Source organism: Streptomyces sp. NPDC107559 (assembly GCF_055657365.1).
Genome location: NZ_JBVKBD010000029.1, coordinates 1 through 19,918, shown reverse-complemented (window position 1 = coordinate 19,918; position 19,918 = coordinate 1). Strand labels below are relative to the sequence as shown.

Here is a 19,918-nt window from a genome sequence, read left to right as displayed (position 1 = left end):
GCGCCGCTCACCCGGCACGCCACATGCCCGCTGCCACGGAGTTGGTTCGCGAGCACCTCCGTAGACGTCGGACCGAGAACCCCGCGGTCCCCGTCAGCCATCTCTTCGAAGAGATCAAGGCCCTCGGGTTCACCGGCTGTCTGAACCTCCTGTACAAGTACATCAACCAGGGCCGCGCGGACCACGACCGCAGCCACACCTCCCCGCACCGGCTCGCCCGGATGATCCTCACCAGGCCCGACAACCTCAAAGCCGGTCAGCAGACCTCCTGGCCAAGCTCACTGCCGCCTGCCCGGGACAAACCAACTGTCCGCATCCATCCAGAACTTCGCAATGGCGAAGATGAATGATCCCTTTGCCATGGTGGCGACCGCGGATTCGGGGACCGTGCCGCCGAAGACGCCGATGAAAACGTCCGCGTCCGCCAAGGCCTCCTGCAAGCTCCCGGCGAGGCCGGCTCGGTTGGTGCGGCGAGCGATGTCGTGTTTGACCGCACTGAGGTCGCCCCGCTCGTGGTGCACGACGCCAAGGCGATCGGCCGTACTCCGTGGGCCTCAGCGCGTGATCCGGTCGATCACCAAGCGCTCGAAGAGGTCGTCGTGCAGCTGGTACTGCTCGACCGACCGGTGTGCGACCGCCGTGTCTCCGTTCCAGGCAGTGATGACGTCCTCGTTGAAGTCGATCAGGCGGTGTACGTCGTGCTGAGTCAACTCGGGATGGAACTGGCATCCGAAAACCCGCTCGCCGAAGCTCAGTGCTTGAACGGAGGTGTGCTCGTTGCGGTACTCGATGCGTACCCCGTCGACCTCCTCGATCTGCGGACTGATTGCCTGATAGTGGAACGACGGCACGACATCGATGCCATGGTCGCCGCGCCCCCTGCGGTGGCTGTCGCCAGCTCGACTTACCGGGGTCAGGCCGACCTCTATGCCCGAGCTGCCGATGATCGAATCCGGACGCAGTGCCTCGGCGATCAACTGTGAGCCCAGGCACACGCCGATCACCGCGGGCGCGGGGCCCGAGCTCGCGGGCTCGGCGCCCCCGTCGCGCTTGTCCGTGTCCGCGATGAGCTCCCGCATGAGCGCGATGGTCGCGCGCATCCACGCGGCGTCCGAGTGCACCGAAGTCTGGCCTCCGGTAAAGACATACGCCAAGTTGGGCCGGGTCATCCACGCGGCCGGATCGGCCGCCTCGGCCGGCAGGTTCAGCCGGCCACAGCTCAGACCGGCCCTGGTCAGTCGTTGCTCGATGCGGTCGGCGTAGTCGAGACCGTCGTAGATCAGTCCGTCCGCGACACAAATCTGCACGTCCACCGGCACGAACTCCCCCTCTACCCGAAGAACTTCGACCACAGGCTTACCGCCGCGTCCACGCACTGGACGAAACTCAGGATAGCCACGACCGTCACCGCCCGGTTGACTCGCTTCACCCGGCGCATCTGCACGTGCTCCAGCTTGCGTTCCACCGCGTACCGCGCCATTTCGAGCAGAGTGTCAGTACGCTCGCGCACCTTTTCGGTCTCCCACGCCTTCAGTACGCTGTCACGCAACTTGAGAACGTGGAAGTCGTAGCTGAACGTGGGCCGCACTAACGCCTGATAGTCGGCTCGCAGCCGTCGTTCCAGCCCGATGAGCAATTCGGGGTCTTCGTCCAGGGCCGTCTCGCGGATGATCCGTTCCGCGGCGTCGGCGGACCGTTCCAGCCGGGCGTAGTGCACGTTGAGTTGACCTAACAGGTGCTCGAGCTGGCCGAGCGTGGCGCGAGGGGCCCGGGAGGCCAACAGGAAGAAGGCGTACCCGGGGTAGAAGAACTCTTCCGGCCACGTCGATTCGGAGCGGATCGGCTCGGCGGAGCGAGGATAGATCAGATGCCTCAGAGGATCGGAGAGCGTCGCCCGGCCCGGAGCCGGGTGAATGGTGCTACCTGCGTAGGCGAGGTTGAAATACGGCAGGACCGTGGGACACGGCGGCCCCTGTCGGCATCGGTCGGACACCGCGGCAAGGGCTGGCAGCAGCTCGTCCCTGATGCGCGCGGTGACATCGTCGCGGCCCTTCGGCCCCAAGCTGTCGACGAGCTGTTTCCGCCGTACCTCGGACCACCCGTCGGCGATACGCATGTGCACGGCCACCGAGCCGTAGCCGTCCGGGAACAGAACGCCGGTGACGTTCAGTTCTACGGGAAGCAGCGTCGCCTCCTGCACGATCGTCGTCAGCCGCGCGTTGAACGCATCGGAGCCGGCGAGGTGCGTGAGCAGGCTGACCGGGGGATTGCCGAAGGTGAGCGAGCCACGCAGGAATTCGTCTAGGGACCGTTGCACCACCGTCAGGCGCATCTGCGGATCGAGCGCGCCGTCCACCGGAACGGCGAAGCTGGGAAGGTCCGTGAGCGACGCAGATCCCGGATAGAAGGGCCCGGTCAGCAGCAGCAGGGCGTCGCCGCAGAAGTCGACGTCGTCTGACTCCGCAGGCAGCGATCCGACAGCTGCACGGGCATGCGGCAGCTCCACCCCGTCCGGTGCCCCGCCCTCCTCCTGAACAAGTTCGTATCCGTCCATGCAACCGTCCCCCGGCGATTCAGTTACCTCGGCCCTGCAGGGTACCGCGCCTCGAGATCCACTACAGGCAGCAGCCGCGACCACGCGACACTTCGACAACGGGGCCTCTTGATTCTCGCTGGACTCAACAACCGCGAGCTACCAAGAGGCCCCTCTTCCATGCCTGCACACCGGCCAACTCACCCGAACCAGTCCGCTGTTCGAACCCTCGCCGATCACGCGAGCGGATGGAGGACGGCCAGTTGCGTTCCCTACTCTCCTGCCCAACCGGGCAGGCAAGCACGAGCGCCGCCTGGTCAAGGACGGACAACAGCTGTATGACCTAGGGTATTGGGGGACCGACCCGAGTAGCTGCGTGGCCGGTGTGGTTCCCGGAGAGGGTCGGGTGCTGTGTCTTCTCCCTGCGCCGATCACCGTTGACGATCTGCCGGAGGTTCTTGGGCCGTACAACCGAGAGCTTCACAAGCCTGCGGTCTCCTTCTTCAGCTCCTCTGTCGCGCAGTACGTCGAGACGGCCTGGCGGTGGCATGCGGGGGTGTCTGAAAGATCGTGTAAGTCCGTGACGAGACAGGGTGGCGAGGGATCGTTGCTGGTCCCTGGCCTCCCGGATCGGACGGACATGAGTGACTCCGAGAACCCGACCGTCGAGCCGGTCGACAACGGGCTGGTGGACGAGGTCGTCGCACGGTTGATGGACCGTGCCGATGCCTCAGGGGCGGCCCTGCTGGGCGAGGGCGGGCGGCTGACCGAGGTGACCCGGGCCGTGCTGGAACGGGCACTGGAAGCCGAGATGAGCGGCCACCTGGGCTATGAGAAGTACGATCCAGCCGACCGGGGGCCGGGCAACAGCCGCAACGGGACCTCGCCCAAGACGGTGCTGACCGATGCCGGGGCCCTCACACTGACCGTGCCACGTGACCGCAACGGAGCGTTCGATCCGAAGATCGTGCCCAAGGGCGCGGCGGCTGGCGGGCTACAACGAACGGATCCTGTCGCTGTATGCGCGGGGCATGAGCGTGCGGGACATCCGCTCGCATCTGGCCGCGATCTATGGCGTCGAGGTCTCCCCGGACCTGATCAGCACCGTGACCTATGCGGTCGTGGACGAGCTGGCCGCATGGCAGAACCGGCCGCTCAGTGCGGTCTGGCCGATCATCTACGTCGATGCCCTGTGGGTGAAGATCCGCTCCGGGGCGGTAGTCAGCCGGCCGGTCTATGTTGCTGTCGGGGTCGACATGGACGGCTGCAAGGACGTCCTGGGGCTGTGGGTCGGCGCCGAGGGCGAGGGCGCCACGACCTGGATGGCGGTGCTGTCGGAACTGCGTAACCGCGGGATCGAGGACGTGTGCATCGTCGCCTGCGACGGCCTCAAGAGCCTGCCCGATGCGGTGACGGCGACCTGGCCCAGGGCCACGGTCCAGACCTGCGTGGTTCACCTCCTGCGGAACTCGTTCCGTTACGCGGCCCGCCAGGACTGGGACAAGGTTGCCAAAGCCCTCAAGCCCGTCTACACCGCGCCCGGCGAGGACGCAGCGACGGAGCGGTTCCTGGAGTTCCAGGAGGCATGGGGCCGGAAGTATCCGGCGATCGTGAAGCTGTGGTCGGACGCCTGGGCGGAGTTCGTGCCCTTCCTCTCCTTCGACGTCGAGATCCGCAAGGTCATCTGCAGCACGAACGCGATCGAGAGCGTCAACGCCCGCATCCGCAAGGCCTTCCGGCCCGCGGGCACTTCCCCAGCGAGGCCGCCGCCCTGAAGTGCATCTACATGGCGCTGATGAGCCTGGATCCGACCGGCAAGGGCCGCAAGCGGTGGACCATGCGCTGGAAGGCACCTCTCAACGCGTTCCAGATCGCCTTCGAAGGACGCCTGACCCCGAGCAACAACTGACCATCAACAACCAGGATCAGCCGTTAAATTGACACACCCGCGGTGTCGCGGGGCATTACGATCGCGGGCATGGCGAGGCGGGGCACGGATGGGGGAGGGGCGGCCGGGTCTGCCGCTGTGTGGAGCGCGGATGTGGTAGATCACCGGCGCGTGGTGGGGCCGCTGGCGTACGACGTGTTCCGGGTCCCGCGAGATCCGTTGGCGCGGCGGGGTGAGTTGCGCATCGAGGGCGAGGTCGGATCGGTGAGGTGCGTCGACTCCGCCGGTCGTACCCGATGGACACATCACTGTGACGGGCGGCCCAACGCCGCTCATGTGTCCGGCGATCGGGTGCTGGTCACCACGGACTCCATGGAGTACACGGCCTGGGGCATGCTCGGCCCGGCGCTGCTTCTCGATCTCGCGGACGGGCGGCTGGTCGCGGAGTTGCGCGGGCAGAGCGCGGCCGCGCGGGGCGGCGGCCGATTCGTACTCGGGCTCGAGGGCTATGAGTTCTTCGACACGTGGGAGTACGACCGCGACGGCAACGAGACCGATGCCTGGCGTTCCTACGGCCACTATGTCGTGGGCACGGGTCTGCGTGTCGTAGAGGCCGACCGTAGGGTGCCGACCAGCGGCCGGGTCGTTCGGCTGCTGCCTGGCGGAGTCGTGGAGCGTGGCCCGCACCTGTCCGACGGGACGCCGCCCGAGCCGCTGGTCCTGCGCGACGGCACGATTCTTGTCCTGGACGGCGGAGCGGTCCGCGCGGTGGGCCGTAGGCTCGACAGCACCGTCCTCGTCGAACTCGGGGGTGCCGCGGCGGACAAGCGGCCTCGGATGTTCCGGGCGTTGCGGTGGGACGGCGACCGGGTCGCCGCGTTCGTGGCCGAGCAGCACGCAGACGATCCCACGCGCTACACGCTGGACACCTGGACTCTCACCCTGCGCCACCGCGCCTGAGCCGTACAACGGGATGAGCGCTTCACGCCCGCTATGAGGCCGACCTCTACGACGCCGACGGCAACCGCACCACCGTCAAAAGGAACAACGCCCTCGCCGGCACCTCCCGCTGGGACCTCGCCGACGGCCTGCCGCAGATAGCCACCGACACCGACGCCGCCGGCGCCCTGCTCGCCGACTACCACTACGACCCCGACGGCACGGCCCGCTCCATGGACCGCACTGCCGGAACCTACTACCTCACCCAGGACCGGCAGCACTCCACCAGCGCCGTCTACAGCGCAGCAGGCGTCGACAACTACCACTACACCTACAGCCCCTGGGGCACCCCGACCGGCACCGCCACCATCACCGGTGGCCAGACCAGCCCCTATGGCTACACCGGACAGTACAAAGACCAGTACCTCCCCGACCGCCTCCAACTCCGCGCCCGCTCCTACGACACCGCCCAGGGCCGCTTCACCACCCAGGACCCCGTCGCAGCAGCCGCGGACAACCCCAACCAGTCGGCCTACAACTACGCCGACAACGACCCCGCCAACCTCTCCGACCCCACCGGCCAGTGCCCCATGTGCATCGGCGCGGGCATCGGAGCCGTCGTCGGCGGAGGCCTCTACGCCCTCGCCCACCACGACGACTTCGACTGGGGCGACTTCGCCGCAGCCACAGCCGAAGGTGCCGTCATCGGCGCCGTCGGAGGATTCCTCGCACCCGCCGGCACCAGCCTCGCCGCCAGCCTCGGCCTCCAGGGCGGCCGCGCCCTCGCCGTGGCAGCCGTCACCGACGCCGCCATCGGCATGGGATTCACCTGGGCCATCAACACCGCACAATGCCAGCCCACCACCCCCACCGACCTCCTCATCGGAGCCGTCACCGGCGGTATCGGCCCCCTTGCCAAACCCGCACTGAGCGCACTCAAGAACCGACTCTTCGCCCCCACCATCACAGTCCATGCGTACGACGGAATCCCCCTGAGGCTTCTCTTCCGGGCGCTGGGCGAGGGAGAGTCCGCCACCTACATCGCCCGACCCGGGGCCAATCCCAACATCGAGCCGTGGGAACATGTCGCAGGCTGGGGCCGGGAAGAATCTCCATGGATCTCACTGACCAGCAAACTGGAAGTGATGTTCAAAAGGTACGGTACGCCCACGGCGCACCGTCCGAAGAACGGATCCTGGGGATTCGTGGCTATCGATCGAGACGCACTTACCGGTGTCACTCACGACGCCGCAGCCAGCCTGCCGACTCCGCCGCACATCACCGAAATGGGGCTGCATCCAGCGGAAGACGCCCGGCGGGACGCTGAGTTCTTGGCGAAGGACTCGGTCGACGCTGACGCTGTAGTCAAGTTCTGGCCTGCCGGCACAAGCTTTGATGAAATACTCAACGACGTCGTGAAAATGCGAGGATATTGAGAGAGGTGCTCAGTGATGGCAGCAGCCTGGAGGCTGGTCCGGAACGGAGAGGTCGTGTGCGCCTTGCACTATGTGAGCACCGACCAGCCATTCTTCGTCTGTCGAGTCGAGCCCTTCTCCGCCTGGACATCCATCAAGCCGTACTTCGATGAGCTGGCGGAGGTTCCACACCCCGACAAGGACGGCCTCCGGACCGCACAGGCGCTAAGGAAGATTCGCGATCTTCATCTAGTTCTGGAAGATACGGAAAACGGAAGAGCGATCGATCGGTACTATCTTTCCATCAATGGGGATGTAGCGACTCTTCGAATCAGTACTCCTTGACGGTGAACGATTCTTCTGGTGGAAGACACCACTTGATGGTGTCTTCCACCAGAAATCCGAGAGGAGTTGTGTCACGCTTCGCTTGCAACGGCTAACACAATGAGGTGGCTCGGTCGTGACGGCCGTGTCCATGGCGGTAGTTGAGTGTTCGGTGCGGGGACGTTGCCGTGGTTCGTGCCGGATGAGCTGTGGGACCGCCTGGAGCCGCTGTTGCCGCAGCGGGAGCGGCGCCTTCGTCACCCGGGCCGCAAGCCGCTGCCGGACCGGCAGGCGTTGTGCGGGATCCTGTTCGTGCTGCACACCGGTATCCAATGGGAGTACCTGCCGCAGGAGCTGGGCTTCGGCTCGGGCATGACGTGCTGGAGGCGCCTGGCCGCGTGGAACGAGGCCGGTGTGCGGGACGCACTGCATCTGGTGCTGCTGGAGAAGCTGCGGGCGGCGAAGAAGCTGGACTGGTCGCGGGCGGTGATCGACTCCTCCCACGTGCGGGCCGCTCGACGGGGCCCAAAAGCGGATCCAGCCCCGTCGACCGCGCACGGCCGGGCAGCAAGCACCACGTCGTCACCGACGCCCAGGGCATCCCGCTCGCAGTGTCCCTGACCGGCGGAAACCGCAACGACGTCACCCAACTCCTGCCCCTGATCGACAAGATCCCGGCCGTCGCCGGCACCGTCGGCCGGCCCAGACACCGACCCGACACGCTCCTGGCCGACCGCGGCTACGACCACGACAAGTACCGCAGACTGCTCTGGCAACGCGGCATCCGACCGGTCATCGCCGAACGAGGCGTGGAGCACGCGCAAGCAGCCTCGGCCTGCTGGCCCGGCTGTTGCCCTCCCGCCAGCGCTCCAGGTGGCACGAGGAATGGGCAGCCGAGTTGGCGGCCCACCGCACCCGGTGGGCCCGCACCCGCTATACCTGCCACGTGCTGTGGCACACGCCGCGCCTGTGGCTGACGCTGCGGCGCCCAGTGGGGGAGTGGCAGTCATGATGCATGTCTTCGTACGTGCCACAAGCGTGCTCGGAGCCCTGGTGACGGCATGCGTGATGGCCTTTGCGGGGGACGGCTTGTCCGCCTGGATGACCGTGGCCATGTCCGTAGGAGGTCTCACCCTGGCCGGGGCCGTGCTGTTCTGGCCCAGCGAAACCCCCGCCCGACGTCTGGCTGGCCTGATCCAGGCGTGGCGTGGCACCGCGCAGGTCGAAACACCGCGGCCAGATCAGTGATCGGAGACCCGATACGCCGCCAGGCACTCGATGATGCCCACAGCACCCTGCGGAGCGTCTTCTGGGATCAGGCTGCGCTGAGGTGGTGGGGAGGGTGTTGGGCGGTACCGAACACGTCATCGAATGCCAGTGAGCGAGTTGTCGGGACCAGGAAGTACGGTGCGCCGGAGCCTGCCGCGGACCGGGGCCCGGTGCTCCCTGACAGCAGAACGTCGAACGGCGTGAGAACCCTGAGGTCGTTGTAGACGTAGACGACCGGGAGTTGGGTCCATGCCGCCAGATGGACATGAGCCGTGACCGCGGCACGCTCGACGGCATGCCGGCGGCTGGTGTGGCTTGTCATGCTGCTCTTGCAGTCGATCAGGATGACCTGCTGCCCCTTGGCTGCCACCAGATCAGGCGTCCAGCGCAGAAGGCTTCCCGTCTGCTGCAGAGCTGATCGCACCGAATCGGTCAGTATCGCCTGGCCCCACACACTCACATCCCACCCGCGCGCGGCCAACTCCTCGGTGACGCGGACTTTGTGCGCGTCACCCACGGCCTTCCTGTGCTGAAAGCTCGGCATACGGGGGAGTGTTGCGCAACACCTGGATATCGAAACAGCGCAGCGATGCATCCAGGCCCCGGTCGGCCACGGGTGTTGTCGTTCATCGTTGTTCATCAGTGTCCATGGGCGTCCGCCTGTGTCCCACGGCGTCTCACTGCGGCAGCACGGACTCGTCCGGATTTCGCCCCCCGTACGCAGGGCAGAGCACGGCTTTCGTACGTGATCCGGTGACAGGTATCTGATCGGTGGCGCGGTGGCGGGGCAGGCCGGTGTTTCCCGAACGGCGAAGACCGATAAGGCATCGGACGCGAACCTCTTCGCCGAACTGCTTCTCGTTCGCCGTCGGCTCCAGCGGTTGGCGGCCAGTCCTCTGGTCGTCGGAGCCAGCAAGCTCCCCGGCATGTTCGGCCCGGTCTTCGAACCTGTCTGGGCCAACATGGCCGACACCGACACCGACACCGACACCGACGACGGCGTCGGCTACCTCCGCCAGTACGGCACCGCGGCCAGCGCCCCCGCTGCCCGGCGCGCCAACGCCAGCGTCTCGGGCGGTAAATCACCGTGACCGGCCAAGAGGGTTCGTTGCCGAATACGCGACAGCTCAACATGCGAGCCCACCAGTCTCACATCCGTGTGCTTCCTCGCCTGGCGCACACCGCCCGGCTTGGTGAACCGGCGCGTGCGGGTGAGCTATACAGTCCGGCATGAGCAATATCGACACATCCATAGCCGCGGTCTCAGCACTTCTCAGCGGCGGTGCCGCGGTGGCCGCGTGGAGGGCATCCCGCCAGGCCAACGAGGCGGCCACGAAGGCCAACGAGACGGCGGCCGCCGTCGCGCGGATCGAGCAGGAGCGCTGGCGCAGGGAACTGACGCCTCAGCTTCGGATCAAGCTCCAGGCAGAGCCCCAGGAAGTGTTGTATGTGCGCTTCGAGGGCCCGGCCAAGCTCGGCGAACTCCATGTCGAACTGCGCATCCAGGATGACTTCGACGGTTCCCGGCCGCCGCACCTCGTCGGCACTCTGACGCTCGAGCAGGTAGGGGAAGTCATCTGGGGGCCGTACCGCTTCAGGCCCGGAGCCGATGACGCGGACGCGCTGGGCAGGGCCGTCCCGGCGTTGCCTCTTCTCCCCGGCGGCCGCACGAGGCTCGCCGTCGACCCGTCCCCGAGGCCGTCCTGGTACGAGGATGCCGACGGGGAGCAGAGGTGGCGCGACCGCTACCGCACCTCTCCCATCCGCCTGTGGGCGCTCTGCACCTCCCCGGAGCGCGAGCCCTGGGAACTCGCCTTCGCAGTTCCCAGGGACGGCGGCTGGGCCTTGGGCGGTGCCTGACCCGAGAGTGGCCCCGACTGGTGATTCAGGTAGACGGGCGTCACGAACTGGGCAGCGGCGGAGCCGCAGGCGTTTGGGCTCCCACCGGCGGGCGGGGCCGGTCAGGGCAAGCATGGGCATCCAGGCCAGCAGGTCGAGTGCGATCTGGACGATCTCCAGCCAGATTCGGTTCAGCGCGGCTGAAGCGGTGCCCCGTCGAACGCGGCTTCGACGGGGCACCGCATCCTGTTGAACAGGGCCTGGCCTATCTGGAGGGCTCCGGTGGTGGGGATCGTGGAGCACGGCGAGAGGTGCGTACAGCACGCAGGATCCCCATCATGTCTACCGGCGGTAGAATCGGCTCTATGAGCAAGCCGACGAGCATCAAAACCAGCGAGGAAGTGCGTGACCGGCTGCGCATCCTCGCTGCCGAGCGCGGCACCACCATCACGGAACTGCTCGAGGATCTCGCCACCCGCGAGCTCACGGCGGCCGAGCGCGAGCAGCGCGCCCTGCAGGCTGCCCGGGAGCTCGGTATCGAGTACACCGAGCAGGTCCAGCAGGCCGGCCAGGACGCTTGGGCGAAGATCCGCGCCCATCAGGGCGGCGCCGCCGCATGAACCTGACGGCCGTCCTGGACCACACTGCTCTGGCCGCCTTGTATCGTGCGGATCCGTTCTTTGCGGGCCTCTACATCGAGGCCTCGCGTGGCACTGGCCGGGTCATCATTCCGTCGCTGTCCATACTGGCTGCCGAACGGCAGGTCGCCGGTGCAGGCAAGCACGCGGCGTCCCTGCGGTTCGCGGAGAACATTTCGTTCACCTCGGCGCATGCGGTGGATGCGATGGACTGGAAGAACGTCGACTGGCCGGTGGCGCATGCGGCAGCGGTCGCCTGGCAGGCGGCGAAAGCGGGGGAGGCCCTCACGGTCCTGTCGCTGGAACCCGAGCTGTACGCGGGCACCGGCATTACGCCGCTGAACCCGACCTGACCTTCGCCCTGGCAGGTGGGCGGTGTCAGCCGCCGATGGTGTTCAGCGCAGGGCTGCGCCCTGCTGATGGTTGCCATCGAGACCCGCCCGAAGCTGGGTGCTACTGACGGCGTCGTACTGCGCGACGGCCCGGGAGGGATCACACAGGGGCAGCATGAACCATGGGCTCTACCGGTGCGGGTTTGTCCTGCAGTTCAGGCGGGGAGAGGCGGTCCTGCTCCCCGCCTGCGGCGCGTGCTCGTCTGGGTTCGAGTGGCTCGGACCGTGCATGGAACGGCACCCGCCGCGCGGGGCGGGTGCCGTTTTGTGGTTGCCGCGGGCAGGGCCTATGCGGTCATGGAGGGGGCGAAGGGGAACAGGGCGGGGGCGAGTTGGATTGCGGGGGCCAGGCCGAGGGCGAGGAGTGCGTCGGGCAGTCCGTGTCCGGTGCGGGCGGCGTCTGTGGTGCCGGGGGCGGCCAGTGGGTGGCAGCTGGCGGTGATGATGTCGAACAGGTGCTGGATTCGGCCGGGTCCGCGGGGCAGCAGCCGGCCGTGGAAGTCCTCGTGGTGGGCGAGGACGAGGGCGGCGAGTCCGGCCATGTGGGCCGCGGCTGTGCCGGTGCCGTCGAGGGCTGTGTAGCCGCCCTCCGGCGCGCAGGACAGGACCGCCACACCGGGGGCGGCTGCGTCGACGCCGGGACCGCAGCAGCTGAAGGGGGCGGCGAAGAGACCTTCCGGGCTCAGCTGCGGTCCGGTGTGGGTGGCGTGGGAGGTGTCGGGCGGGTAGGTGCCGAGGGCTCCCAGGGCGCCGACGGCGAACACGGTGGGCAGGCAGGCGGGAAAGGCGACCGGTCCTGCACTGTCGCCTGCCGGGGCGATGCATGCGATGCCCGCCGCCGTGGCGTCGGCGAGTTTGCGGGAGACCAGCGCCGAAGGGTAGGGAGATGCGATCGCGATGTGGGCGATGTCGGCTTCGTGTTCGATGCAGTGGTCGAGGGCGTCGATCAGGTCGCTGAAGTGGCCGCCGGGCAGTACCTGGCAGACGTCGAGCTCGGCGTCGACCGCGATCCCGACGATGCCCTGGCCGGTGTCCGCGCCGGCGATGATCCCGGCCGCGTGCGTACCGCTGCCGACCGGATCGTGCGCCCAGCCCTCCTCGGTGCGACCTACGACATCGACCCCGGAGCACACCCGCTGCTTCAGATCGGGATGGTCGGTGCTGACGCCCGTACCGATGACCGCGATCTTGATGCCGAAGCCGCGGAACGTGGGAGGCAGTCGGTCCAGCCGCATGGCCTGCTGGCCCCAGCCGTACTGCTGGCGTTCCTCCAGCTCCGGGTACGCCTTGGCGAGCGGGGTGAGGCTGACGATGTTCTCCCGTGCCGCAGACAGGTCGGGACGGTGGATCCAGCGGTCGGTGTAGCCGGCCCGGGGCCGGACGTACAGGGACTGGACGCACTGTTCGGTCCCGGCGGTCAGGGTGACGGTGACCGTGCCGTCGGCGGCGGTGACACCCTGGGCCGGCCAGGCCGCTCCGATTAGGAACACTCCCGCTGCGGCCAGCGGCTCGCCGTCCGGCCCGCAGACCCGCAGGGAGATCTCCACCGGCTTCTCCAGCGGCACGACCAGTCCAGGATCGCGCAGCGGCAGCATTCCCGGATGCGGTGCAACGGCGGGGGAGGCGGTGTCGGCCAGCGGCAGGTCGGGCTCGATGTGCACGTGCAGCGTCCGCATGGCCGGCAGCTGGGCCTCGGCGGCTTCGACGACCGCGATCTGAGGGCAGGACGGCCGCGTACCGGTAGCCTGCGGCTTCTGTGACGGCTGCAGCCGGCGGATCACGGTGACATCAGGCATGGCCTCGAGCCGGTCACACACCGCGTCCATGCTCAGTTCGGCGAATCCCGGCGGGAGCAGCTGCTGCGGCAGCGGCGTGATCATGTAGCGCTGCCGGCGCGGCCGCACCACGACCGGTGACGGTGCACCCTTCTCCCGTGGCGACGTCTGCTTTTGCTCCTTGTCCCCGGGGACCGGCCCGCCGCCGGCTCCCGCGCCCTCGGATGCGCTGCGGCGGCTGTTGCGCGTCCTGCTGCCCGGCTTGTCCTCGACCATCACGTCCACCTTCATGCCTACGTTCCGCTTCGTGCCTGCGCTGCTGATGACGGGCTGCTCCCGTCTGCACGGCGATGCGGCGTGCCCGGGACAAGGATCCTGAGCACACCGCATCCCATGGTGAGGGGATCAGCCGAGGCCGAAGGGCTGCCCCATAAAGCCGGGGCCGGAGCCGAAGCCGGGCTGCTGGTACTGCTGCTGGTACGGCTGGCCGAACGACTGCTGGCCGAACGGCTGCTGGCCGAAGCCGCCGCCCCACTGCTGCTGACCCTGCTGCTGGCTCTGCTGCACCAGGGTCAGGATCGCGGTCGGCAGCGCCTGCTGCACGGACTGCTCCACCGCGCTGCGGACCCCCGCGTGCAGCGTGTGATGCAGCGCCAGGGCCAGGTACGGGTGGGCCTGCTGAGCCAGGCCCTGCTGCTGCAGCTGCTGCTGGACCTGCTGGATCTGCTGCAGCGTCTGCTGCATCCGCTGCGCGATCTGCTGGCTGGCCTGCTGACAGGCCTGCTGGATCGCCTGCTGGACCACCTGCGCGAGCTGCTGCGAACCGCCGATCTGCTGCGTACCACCGGCCTGCTGACCGAACTGCTGCAGGGGCTGGGCACCGGTCATCACCGACATGAAAGCTCCGTTCGACGCCAAAGGGAAGCCGACATAAGAGACTATGCGGCCATTTCGGATTTATTCCGACGACCCGAGGCTAGGTCGGCGACGTCATGGTCACCATCGGGCGAGCCGTTCAGGGCGGAGGAGTCCCCCGATCGGACCCGGCGAGCGGTGAGCCGTCGCTGCCGCGACAGGCTGTCCCACGGCGGCGGCCGCAGGCGCGCGGCGGCAGGTGACGCAGGCCGGGCGGAGCATCCATGTCCACATCCGCATCACGAACATCCGTGCGGCGTCGGCCGACACAGCCAACGCATCACCGGATATCACGGAAAGAATGCTTGGATTGGGCACACGGCCGTACCCCGCGGTGGTACGCGCTACGGCGCCCCGAACGGCCGGTTGCTCCCGCAGCCTTCGGGGACCATGGGATATGGGGTAATTGGCAGCCCGGCGGTTTCTGGTTCCGTCAGTTCAGGTTCGAGTCCTGGTATCCCAGCCAGTGCGACGCCGCCCACCCGGCGCCCGATCGACCCTGTCCAGGAGGCCCGGTCGGGTGACGGCGCAGAGTCTGTTCCCGGGCGCCAGCGGACCACCGGCACGCGGCAACGGGAGGAGCCGAGCCGGCGAAGGCGCTGAAGCCGGCGTGCGACATCCGCGCCTTTGGTACCGCGGTGCGGTGAACGCCGAACACCGCCGTGCGCCCGGGGTCTCAGGGGCCCTCCCCGCCGACGCGGGGGTGTTGCGGCCCAGCGGCCGGACGCAGAGCTCAATACGGTGTCCTCCCCGCCGAGCCGAGCGTGCAAGGCCCGCGCGCCCCGTCGGCCAGGGCCTGCTCGTATGCCTGTCGGTATGCGGCGTCCCTGTCCGCCGGCGAGGCGTCGGCGGGCACATAAGCCCCAGGACTGCTGCCGCTCGCTCTTGCGGCGGCAGCCACCCCTGGCCCGGGCCGTGCGGGTACTGCCGGGCCGTCCGTCTGGTGCGGGAGTACCGTTTTGGCCTGCATCACAGCTCGGTCCACGGTCTCGGATCGCCACCGGCCAGGGGTACCCAGACATCGCCCGTGGGCTTATGGAGTTCGAGGTCGTCGAGGGTTGCCGCGCCGAGCGGCACCTGCCGGGCCAGTGTGGCCACGAGGGGGTGCTGGGCGGTCATGGCCTGCAGGTCGCTGATCCGGTTGGCAAGGAGGTAGGGGGTGGCTCCGGTGAGGACGAACAGGATGCGGGGGAAGACGGGGTACCAGCGCAGCCAGACGGCACCGGGAACGGCCGGCTGCCGCGAGCGCTGCCGTCCGACAGGCTGCGGTTCGTAGGACCACAGCCGCCTGGCTTCGTTCACTTCTAGTGACAGCACTTATAGCGGCTAACACAATGAGGTGGCGCGGTCCTGGTGGCCGTGTCCAGGGCGGTAGTTGAGCGTTCCGTTTGGTGTGGGGACGTTGCCGTGGGTCGTGTCGGATGAGCTGTGGGACCGCCTGGAGCCGCTGTTGCCGCAGCGCCAGCGACGCTTTCGTCACCCGGGCTGCAAGCCGCTGCCGGACCGGCAGGGGCTGTGCGGGATCTTGTACGTGTTGCACACCGGGATCCAGTGGGAGTACCTGCCGCAGGACCTCGGCTTCGGCTCGGGCATGATGTGCTGGCGCCGCTTGCGGGACTGGAACCAGGCTGACGTGTGGCAGCGGCTGCACGAGGTCCTGCTGGCCGAACTGAACGCGGCCTCGCGGCTGGACCGGTCCCGCTGCGTGGTCGACTCTTCCCACGTCCGGGCGTCCTTCCGCTGGCTGACCCGATATAACACCCGACGCCGGCACTCCCGCCTTGGTCAGCGATCTCCGATCGCCTACGAGAACGACTTGCGACCAGCAGCAACTACCCTGGCCCAAGCCGCATAGACGTGTTCAAGATCCGGGGTCAAGGCCCCCCGGGCACAGACCCGCGCGGCGATCAGAAGCACCGTTCCCGCGACAGCGGACCGGATAGGGGGTACCACCCCATGGCAGTGACACCAGCCCCACATACCGCCCTATGACAGTGATGACGGCCAGCCCAATGCCCTGACCAGTATAAACCCCGAGATCTGACATACCGTCACTGACACCACTCCGGCACATCGCAGCCGGGCGGCACCGGGCAGTGGCTGCGGGGAGATCGTCAGCTGCGCAGTGAGCCTTGCGAAACGGAGCTCGCGGTGTCCGATGCAGGCCACCCGGGCCGGGTGACCAGGTGTGACTCAGCCGGCCCGGCGGCCCCGGTCGGCCGGGCGCAGGAACTCCCGCACGGCCGGGAGATGCGCAGGTTCCACCAGGTGCCCTCCGTCGTGGGTCAGCAGGTCGACGTCCGCACCTCTGGCACGCAGTTGACTGGCCAGGAGCTCCGTCTGTTCGGGGCGCGCCATCGGGTCCTGCAGCCCGTTGGAGATCAGCACCCGCCGGCCGGTGAGGTCGGCTGCGGGCGGCTCGGTCAGTGGAGGTACCGAGGCGATGAGGACGGCACCGGCGAGCAGCTCGGGGTGGAGGAGCAGTAGTGCCGCCGCCATATTGGCGCCGTTGGAGAAGCCGACGGCGACCAGGGACCCCGGTTCCAGGCCGTATGTGCTGCTGGCCGCGCTGATGAAGTCGGCGAGTTTGTCGGCTCGTTCACGCAGGTCGTCCTCGTCGAACACGCCCTCCCGCAACCGCCGGAAGAACCGGGGCATGGTGCCCTCGAGGACCGTGCCCCGCGGGGAGAGCAGCGCCGATCCCGGCGCGAGGTCCTCGCCCAACGGCACCAGGCCGTGTTCGTTGTCCCCGGTTCCGTGCAGGAGGAGCAGGGGCGGTGCGGAGGTTCCGGGCCGCCACACGTGGGGTCGGCTCGTTGCTGCGGTGGTGTCGGGCATGGCGGTCCTTCGGGCAGGGGAAGTGTGCGGAACAGGCCGGACGCCGAGGGGTAGGGCGTCCGGCGTCCGTGGTCAGAGCACCTGGTGGCCGTACATCTCGCCGAGCGGGTCGGCGATGAGCTCCAGCCGGGCTCCGTCCGGGTCGCTGAAGTAGACCGAGACCTTGCTGTGGATGACGTGGTCGATGCCGTTCTGCTCCAGCTTGTTGACCAAGTGCTGCCAGCGTTCGGGGTCGACCGAAATGGCGACGTGGTGGAGTCCTCCGAGAACCTCGGCGTACGGGCCGAGATCCAGCCCGGGGAAGTCGAAGAAGGCCAGCAGGTTGCCGTTGCCGATGTCGAAGAAGAAGTGGGAGGAGCCGGGGTAGTCCCGGTTCTCGATGAGCTCGGTGAGCGGGAACTCCAGGATGTCCTGGTAGAACCGCACGGTGCTCAGCACATCGCTGCTCAGCAGGGCGGTGTGGTGCAGGCCTCGCGCGGAGGAGGCCGGGCGCTGGCCCGCGGGACGCAGATGCTCCGCACGGATCCGGTTCCGCTCCGTCTCGAGCGCGGCAAGGTCGATGGTCTTCATGGTGTGACTCCTTGATTCGGGTTGTGACGGTGAGGTGCTTGTCGCCGGCAGCGGACGCGGCGGGCGCAGGGGATGGGCACCCGGTCGGCTGCTCGGTGGACGCCGGCCCGCGCCAGGCGCGGCTGTTGTTCGTCGCACCGAAGGGCTCAGGTGGCTGTGGTCGGGTGACGCTGCATGACGTCGTCCGAGGTGGAATGGTCGTTGGCTCCCGTGAGCGAACTCGCCGGTTGTCTTGTGGCGTCGAGGTAGCGGGAGGCCCATTGGGCGAGGATTCCGGCGGCGTACGCGGTGTCGTCCTGGCGGGTGAGCATGTGGTCGGCGCCGTCGAGCGAGACGAAGGACTTGGGGTGGCGTGCCTGCTGGTAGATGTCGCCGGCGTTCTCGATGCCGACGACCTCGTCCTGGGGTGAGTGCATGACCAGGAGGGGGCGGCCGAGTTCGCGGATCCAGCGCTGCTGCGACTGCTCCGCGAGGTCTTCGAGGAACTGCTCGCGGATGAGGAAGGTACGGCCGCCCAGGCTGAGCTCGGCCTGCCCGTCGGAGGCGATGCGGTCACGGATCGGGGCGATCAGGTGCTGCACATGTCGGGGGTCCGCCGGGGCGCCGATGGTGGCGACGGCTTGGATCTCCGGGATGCGCTCGGCGGCGGCGATGGCAGCGGCACCCCCGAGTGAGTGGCCGATGAGCAGGGTCGGGGCCTGGTGGTTGCTGCGCAGGTAGTCGGCCGCGCTGGCCAGGTCGTCGACGGTGGAGGTGAAGTTGGTCTCTGAGAACTCGCCCCCGGATTCGCCCAGCCCGGTGAAGTCGAAGCGGAGGGTCGCGATGCCCTGCTTGGCGAGGGCACGGGCGATCCGCACGGTCGCCACGCTGTCCTTGGAGCAAGTGAAGCAGTGGGCGAACAGCGCGTAGGCGCGCACTTCCCCCGGCGGCTGCTCGAGTCTGCCCGCCAGACTCTGCCTGTGGGCTCCGGGGAACGCAACGACGGTCGTACGTCCGGCCATGGATCTTCCTCCCTTGCTGCGCCTGCTGCACCGCGCGGCACAGTTGCAGGCAATGGCGCTGCCGGGCCAACGGTCGCGTGACAGAGCGGTGGACCGGCACCCGGGGCGACGCACCCGTCCCCACTAGTTGAATGCTAAACCATTTCGCTGAGCGCCGCGATACTCGAGTCCCAGATCCCGCTCGGAGCCGTCCTGCCGGACCCCGACGGCTACGGGGTCGCGGCCGTGCTGGGGTGTGTGATCTGCGCGGCCGCCGCAGTGACCGCGGTCGTGCTGCCAGTGGGGGGGCACCGCTCCCGGCAGGGCGTCACCGCCGAGGGCGGGGAGTCGCCGGCCGTGGGCAGGCCGGAGCGGAAGGGACTAGCTAGGGTGTTCGGCCCACCAAGAGGAGCCGCCTCCAGCAGATCAGTGCGCACCCCAGGCTCCAGAACGCCTCGTGGATGTCGTCGCGGACCTCCCAACGGATCCGCAGCCGACGGAAGTGGCGCAGGAGAGCGAACGCGCGCTCCACGACCCACCGATGAATCCCCAGGCCGGAGCCGTGCTGAGTGTTCCGGCGGGCTATCAACGGCCGGACGCCCAGATCGCGCACCATGCGCCGGTACTTGTCATGGTCGTAGCCGCGGTCAGCGAGAACGACGTCCGGGCGCCGTCGGGGTCTGCCGCGCTTGCCGCGAAACGGCGGCACGCCCTCCAGCAGCGGGATGAGCTGGGTGACGTCGTTTCGGTTGCCGCCAGTGAGCGTGACAGCGAGCGGGATCCCGGTCGCATCCGTGATCAGGTGATGCTTGCTGCCCATCCTGCCCCGATCAACAGGGCTTCGTCCCGTCTTTGTACCCCTTTTAGGGCTCTGAAGTGTGAGGAGTCCGCTGCGGCGCGGGAGAAGTCCAGGGCATCGGCCGCGCGTAGCTTGGCCAGGAGGGCTTCATGGAGGCGTTGCCAGGCGCCTGCCTCGTGCCACTCGGCCAGACGACGCCAGCAGGTCATCCCCGAGCCGAATCCCAGCTCCTGCGGTAGGTGTTCCCAGGAGATCCCGGTATGGAGAACGAACAAGATCCCCTGGAACACCAGGCGGTCGTCCAGTCGCTTCCGCCCCGGATAGCGAGACCGGCGCTCCACATTCGGAAGCAGTGGCGCGATCACCGCCCAGAGCTCGGTGCTGACCTCCCACGGCTTCGGCCGCGCCACCCCAGCACCCCCACAGCGTGATCAACCTGATGTCCAGTTGGATCCAACCACGCCGTTGATCATTTTGTTAGAGGTTCTAAGCTAAGGGCAAAACGTAAAGGGGCCCTACCGGGATGAGCATTCCGGTAGGGCTCCTGGCGCCTCATGACGGAAATTGCGGCTTATCGGACTCACTTACACTTAAAGCAGCTCCAAGACCTCGCCGCGCCACCCCAGCGCCTGCGGAGAATGCCAGTTTGGATGTCCGCCACTAATGGCAATATCGCGCCCTTCAGAAAATGCATTTCGATACGATTCCCCTAAGGGCCTGCCGATCATTAACGTGTTGCTTTCGGGGCTGGGGCTCGTTGGTGTCGTATGCGCATCCCGAACGTGACTCGTGAGCAACTTGCCG

Annotated in this window: 17 protein-coding genes, 1 tRNA gene and 6 pseudogenes; 13 read left to right on the top strand and 11 right to left on the bottom strand. The window is 67.9% G+C overall.

The window, feature by feature from the left end:
• Window positions 1-47: 47 nt before the first annotated feature.
• A pseudogene (locus ACZ7OY_RS41875) lies at window positions 48-328 on the top strand (ISL3 family transposase); the annotation flags it as partial.
• A 1-nt stretch (window position 329) separates the two neighbouring features.
• On the opposite strand, the pseudogene ACZ7OY_RS41870 reads toward ACZ7OY_RS41875, so the two are convergent.
• The 3 genes and pseudogenes from ACZ7OY_RS41870 to ACZ7OY_RS41860 all read right to left on the bottom strand — a co-directional run.
• Window positions 330-554, bottom strand: a pseudogene (locus ACZ7OY_RS41870) (NAD-dependent malic enzyme); the annotation flags it as partial.
• The gene (locus tag ACZ7OY_RS41865; protein ID WP_472250765.1) at window positions 555-1,313 is read right to left on the bottom strand and encodes a glutamine amidotransferase-related protein; all 759 of its coding nucleotides are present in this window, start codon (window positions 1,311-1,313) and stop codon (window positions 555-557) included.
• Window positions 1,314-1,330: 17 nt separating this feature from the next.
• Window positions 1,331-2,554 (bottom strand): hypothetical protein, encoded by a 1,224-nt coding sequence (locus ACZ7OY_RS41860; protein WP_472250764.1) that lies wholly within the window; start codon window positions 2,552-2,554, stop codon window positions 1,331-1,333.
• Window positions 2,555-3,173: 619 nt separating this feature from the next.
• Between ACZ7OY_RS41860 and ACZ7OY_RS41855 the strand changes: the two are divergent.
• The 6 genes and pseudogenes from ACZ7OY_RS41855 (at window position 3,174) to ACZ7OY_RS41830 (ending at window position 8,347) form a co-directional block, all read left to right on the top strand.
• Window positions 3,174-4,442, top strand: a pseudogene (locus tag ACZ7OY_RS41855) (IS256 family transposase).
• 315 nt (window positions 4,443-4,757) lie between these two features.
• The gene (locus ACZ7OY_RS41850) at window positions 4,758-5,381 is read left to right on the top strand and encodes a hypothetical protein (RefSeq protein ID WP_472250763.1); all 624 of its coding nucleotides are present in this window, start codon (window positions 4,758-4,760) and stop codon (window positions 5,379-5,381) included.
• Between the two features lie 212 nt (window positions 5,382-5,593).
• Entirely contained in the window at window positions 5,594-6,796 is a 1,203-nt protein-coding gene (locus tag ACZ7OY_RS41845; RefSeq protein WP_472250762.1) for an RHS repeat-associated core domain-containing protein, read from the top strand.
• A 15-nt stretch (window positions 6,797-6,811) separates the two neighbouring features.
• On the top strand, window positions 6,812-7,120 hold the full coding sequence (locus ACZ7OY_RS41840; protein ID WP_472250761.1) for a hypothetical protein: 309 nt from the start codon (window positions 6,812-6,814) through the stop codon (window positions 7,118-7,120).
• A gap of 162 nt (window positions 7,121-7,282) precedes the next feature.
• A pseudogene (locus ACZ7OY_RS41835) lies at window positions 7,283-8,111 on the top strand (IS5 family transposase).
• Complete coding sequence (locus ACZ7OY_RS41830) at window positions 8,108-8,347, top strand: hypothetical protein (protein WP_472250760.1); 240 nt, start codon at window positions 8,108-8,110, stop codon at window positions 8,345-8,347. Before ACZ7OY_RS41835 ends, ACZ7OY_RS41830 begins: the two are co-directional and overlap by 4 nt.
• A gap of 67 nt (window positions 8,348-8,414) precedes the next feature.
• Here ACZ7OY_RS41830 and ACZ7OY_RS41825 read toward each other — a convergent pair whose 3' ends face one another.
• A complete protein-coding gene (locus ACZ7OY_RS41825) occupies window positions 8,415-8,912 on the bottom strand; it encodes a hypothetical protein (protein WP_472250759.1) in 498 nt (165 codons plus the stop codon).
• 337 nt (window positions 8,913-9,249) lie between these two features.
• Between ACZ7OY_RS41825 and ACZ7OY_RS41820 the strand changes: the two genes are divergently transcribed.
• The 4 genes from ACZ7OY_RS41820 to ACZ7OY_RS41805 all read left to right on the top strand — a co-directional run bounded on the left by ACZ7OY_RS41820 (window position 9,250) and on the right by ACZ7OY_RS41805 (window position 11,198).
• Window positions 9,250-9,459: a hypothetical protein gene (locus ACZ7OY_RS41820; RefSeq protein ID WP_472250758.1), complete on the top strand. Its 210-nt coding sequence runs from the start codon at window positions 9,250-9,252 to the stop codon at window positions 9,457-9,459.
• Between the two features lie 139 nt (window positions 9,460-9,598).
• Window positions 9,599-10,228, top strand: coding sequence for a hypothetical protein (locus ACZ7OY_RS41815; RefSeq protein WP_472250796.1), 630 nt, complete (start codon window positions 9,599-9,601; stop codon window positions 10,226-10,228).
• A gap of 344 nt (window positions 10,229-10,572) precedes the next feature.
• Window positions 10,573-10,827 carry a ribbon-helix-helix protein gene (locus ACZ7OY_RS41810; protein WP_472250757.1) on the top strand — a complete coding sequence of 85 codons (255 nt, stop codon included), beginning with the start codon at window positions 10,573-10,575 and terminating at the stop codon, window positions 10,825-10,827.
• Window positions 10,824-11,198 (top strand): PIN domain-containing protein, encoded by a 375-nt coding sequence (locus ACZ7OY_RS41805; RefSeq protein WP_472250756.1) that lies wholly within the window; start codon window positions 10,824-10,826, stop codon window positions 11,196-11,198. The genes ACZ7OY_RS41810 and ACZ7OY_RS41805 overlap by 4 nt, the downstream gene beginning before the upstream one ends.
• Window positions 11,199-11,524: 326 nt before the next feature.
• On the opposite strand, the gene ACZ7OY_RS41800 is transcribed toward ACZ7OY_RS41805, so the two are convergent.
• Both ACZ7OY_RS41800 and ACZ7OY_RS41795 read right to left on the bottom strand, forming a co-directional pair.
• Window positions 11,525-13,303 (bottom strand): S8 family serine peptidase, encoded by a 1,779-nt coding sequence (locus ACZ7OY_RS41800; protein ID WP_472250755.1) that lies wholly within the window; start codon window positions 13,301-13,303, stop codon window positions 11,525-11,527.
• A 114-nt stretch (window positions 13,304-13,417) separates the two neighbouring features.
• Window positions 13,418-13,909: a hypothetical protein gene (locus ACZ7OY_RS41795; protein WP_472250754.1), complete on the bottom strand. Its 492-nt coding sequence runs from the start codon at window positions 13,907-13,909 to the stop codon at window positions 13,418-13,420.
• Between the two features lie 409 nt (window positions 13,910-14,318).
• Here ACZ7OY_RS41795 and ACZ7OY_RS41790 point away from each other — a divergent pair.
• Window positions 14,319-14,393: transfer RNA gene (locus tag ACZ7OY_RS41790), tRNA-Gln, on the top strand.
• Between the two features lie 503 nt (window positions 14,394-14,896).
• On the opposite strand, the pseudogene ACZ7OY_RS41785 reads toward ACZ7OY_RS41790, so the two are convergent.
• A pseudogene (locus ACZ7OY_RS41785) lies at window positions 14,897-15,223 on the bottom strand (replication-relaxation family protein); the annotation flags it as partial.
• A gap of 97 nt (window positions 15,224-15,320) precedes the next feature.
• Here ACZ7OY_RS41785 and ACZ7OY_RS41780 point away from each other — a divergent pair.
• A pseudogene (locus tag ACZ7OY_RS41780) lies at window positions 15,321-15,659 on the top strand (transposase); the annotation flags it as partial.
• A gap of 461 nt (window positions 15,660-16,120) precedes the next feature.
• On the opposite strand, the gene ACZ7OY_RS41775 reads toward ACZ7OY_RS41780, so the two are convergent.
• The 4 genes from ACZ7OY_RS41775 to ACZ7OY_RS41760 all read right to left on the bottom strand — a co-directional run bounded on the left by ACZ7OY_RS41775 (window position 16,121) and on the right by ACZ7OY_RS41760 (window position 19,524).
• Window positions 16,121-16,765, bottom strand: a complete 645-nt coding sequence (locus tag ACZ7OY_RS41775) for an alpha/beta hydrolase (RefSeq protein ID WP_472250753.1) — start codon at window positions 16,763-16,765, stop codon at window positions 16,121-16,123.
• Window positions 16,766-16,837: 72 nt separating this feature from the next.
• Window positions 16,838-17,335 (bottom strand): VOC family protein, encoded by a 498-nt coding sequence (locus ACZ7OY_RS41770; protein WP_472250752.1) that lies wholly within the window; start codon window positions 17,333-17,335, stop codon window positions 16,838-16,840.
• A gap of 146 nt (window positions 17,336-17,481) precedes the next feature.
• On the bottom strand, window positions 17,482-18,336 hold the full coding sequence (locus ACZ7OY_RS41765) for an alpha/beta hydrolase family protein (RefSeq protein ID WP_472250751.1): 855 nt from the start codon (window positions 18,334-18,336) through the stop codon (window positions 17,482-17,484).
• Between the two features lie 364 nt (window positions 18,337-18,700).
• Window positions 18,701-19,524 (bottom strand): IS5 family transposase gene (locus tag ACZ7OY_RS41760; RefSeq protein WP_472250750.1). Its coding sequence is split into 2 segments (ribosomal slippage): window positions 18,701-19,194 and window positions 19,194-19,524, totalling 825 coding nucleotides; the frame shifts between segments, so codons are not numbered across the junction.
• Window positions 19,525-19,918: the final 394 nt, after the last annotated feature.

Coding starts and splice junctions, on each gene's coding strand:
- ACZ7OY_RS41860 (WP_472250764.1), bottom strand. CDS start 2,554: ATGGACGGATACGAACTTGTTCAGGAGGAGGGCGGGGCACCGGACGGG.
- ACZ7OY_RS41845 (WP_472250762.1), top strand. CDS start 5,594: ATGGACCGCACTGCCGGAACCTACTACCTCACCCAGGACCGGCAGCAC.
- ACZ7OY_RS41840 (WP_472250761.1), top strand. CDS start 6,812: ATGGCAGCAGCCTGGAGGCTGGTCCGGAACGGAGAGGTCGTGTGCGCC.
- ACZ7OY_RS41830 (WP_472250760.1), top strand. CDS start 8,108: ATGATGCATGTCTTCGTACGTGCCACAAGCGTGCTCGGAGCCCTGGTG.
- ACZ7OY_RS41825 (WP_472250759.1), bottom strand. CDS start 8,912: ATGCCGAGCTTTCAGCACAGGAAGGCCGTGGGTGACGCGCACAAAGTC.
- ACZ7OY_RS41815 (WP_472250796.1), top strand. CDS start 9,599: ATGAGCAATATCGACACATCCATAGCCGCGGTCTCAGCACTTCTCAGC.
- ACZ7OY_RS41810 (WP_472250757.1), top strand. CDS start 10,573: ATGAGCAAGCCGACGAGCATCAAAACCAGCGAGGAAGTGCGTGACCGG.
- ACZ7OY_RS41805 (WP_472250756.1), top strand. CDS start 10,824: ATGAACCTGACGGCCGTCCTGGACCACACTGCTCTGGCCGCCTTGTAT.
- ACZ7OY_RS41800 (WP_472250755.1), bottom strand. CDS start 13,303: ATGAAGGTGGACGTGATGGTCGAGGACAAGCCGGGCAGCAGGACGCGC.
- ACZ7OY_RS41795 (WP_472250754.1), bottom strand. CDS start 13,909: ATGTCGGTGATGACCGGTGCCCAGCCCCTGCAGCAGTTCGGTCAGCAG.
- ACZ7OY_RS41775 (WP_472250753.1), bottom strand. CDS start 16,765: ATGCCCGACACCACCGCAGCAACGAGCCGACCCCACGTGTGGCGGCCC.
- ACZ7OY_RS41770 (WP_472250752.1), bottom strand. CDS start 17,335: ATGAAGACCATCGACCTTGCCGCGCTCGAGACGGAGCGGAACCGGATC.
- ACZ7OY_RS41765 (WP_472250751.1), bottom strand. CDS start 18,336: ATGGCCGGACGTACGACCGTCGTTGCGTTCCCCGGAGCCCACAGGCAG.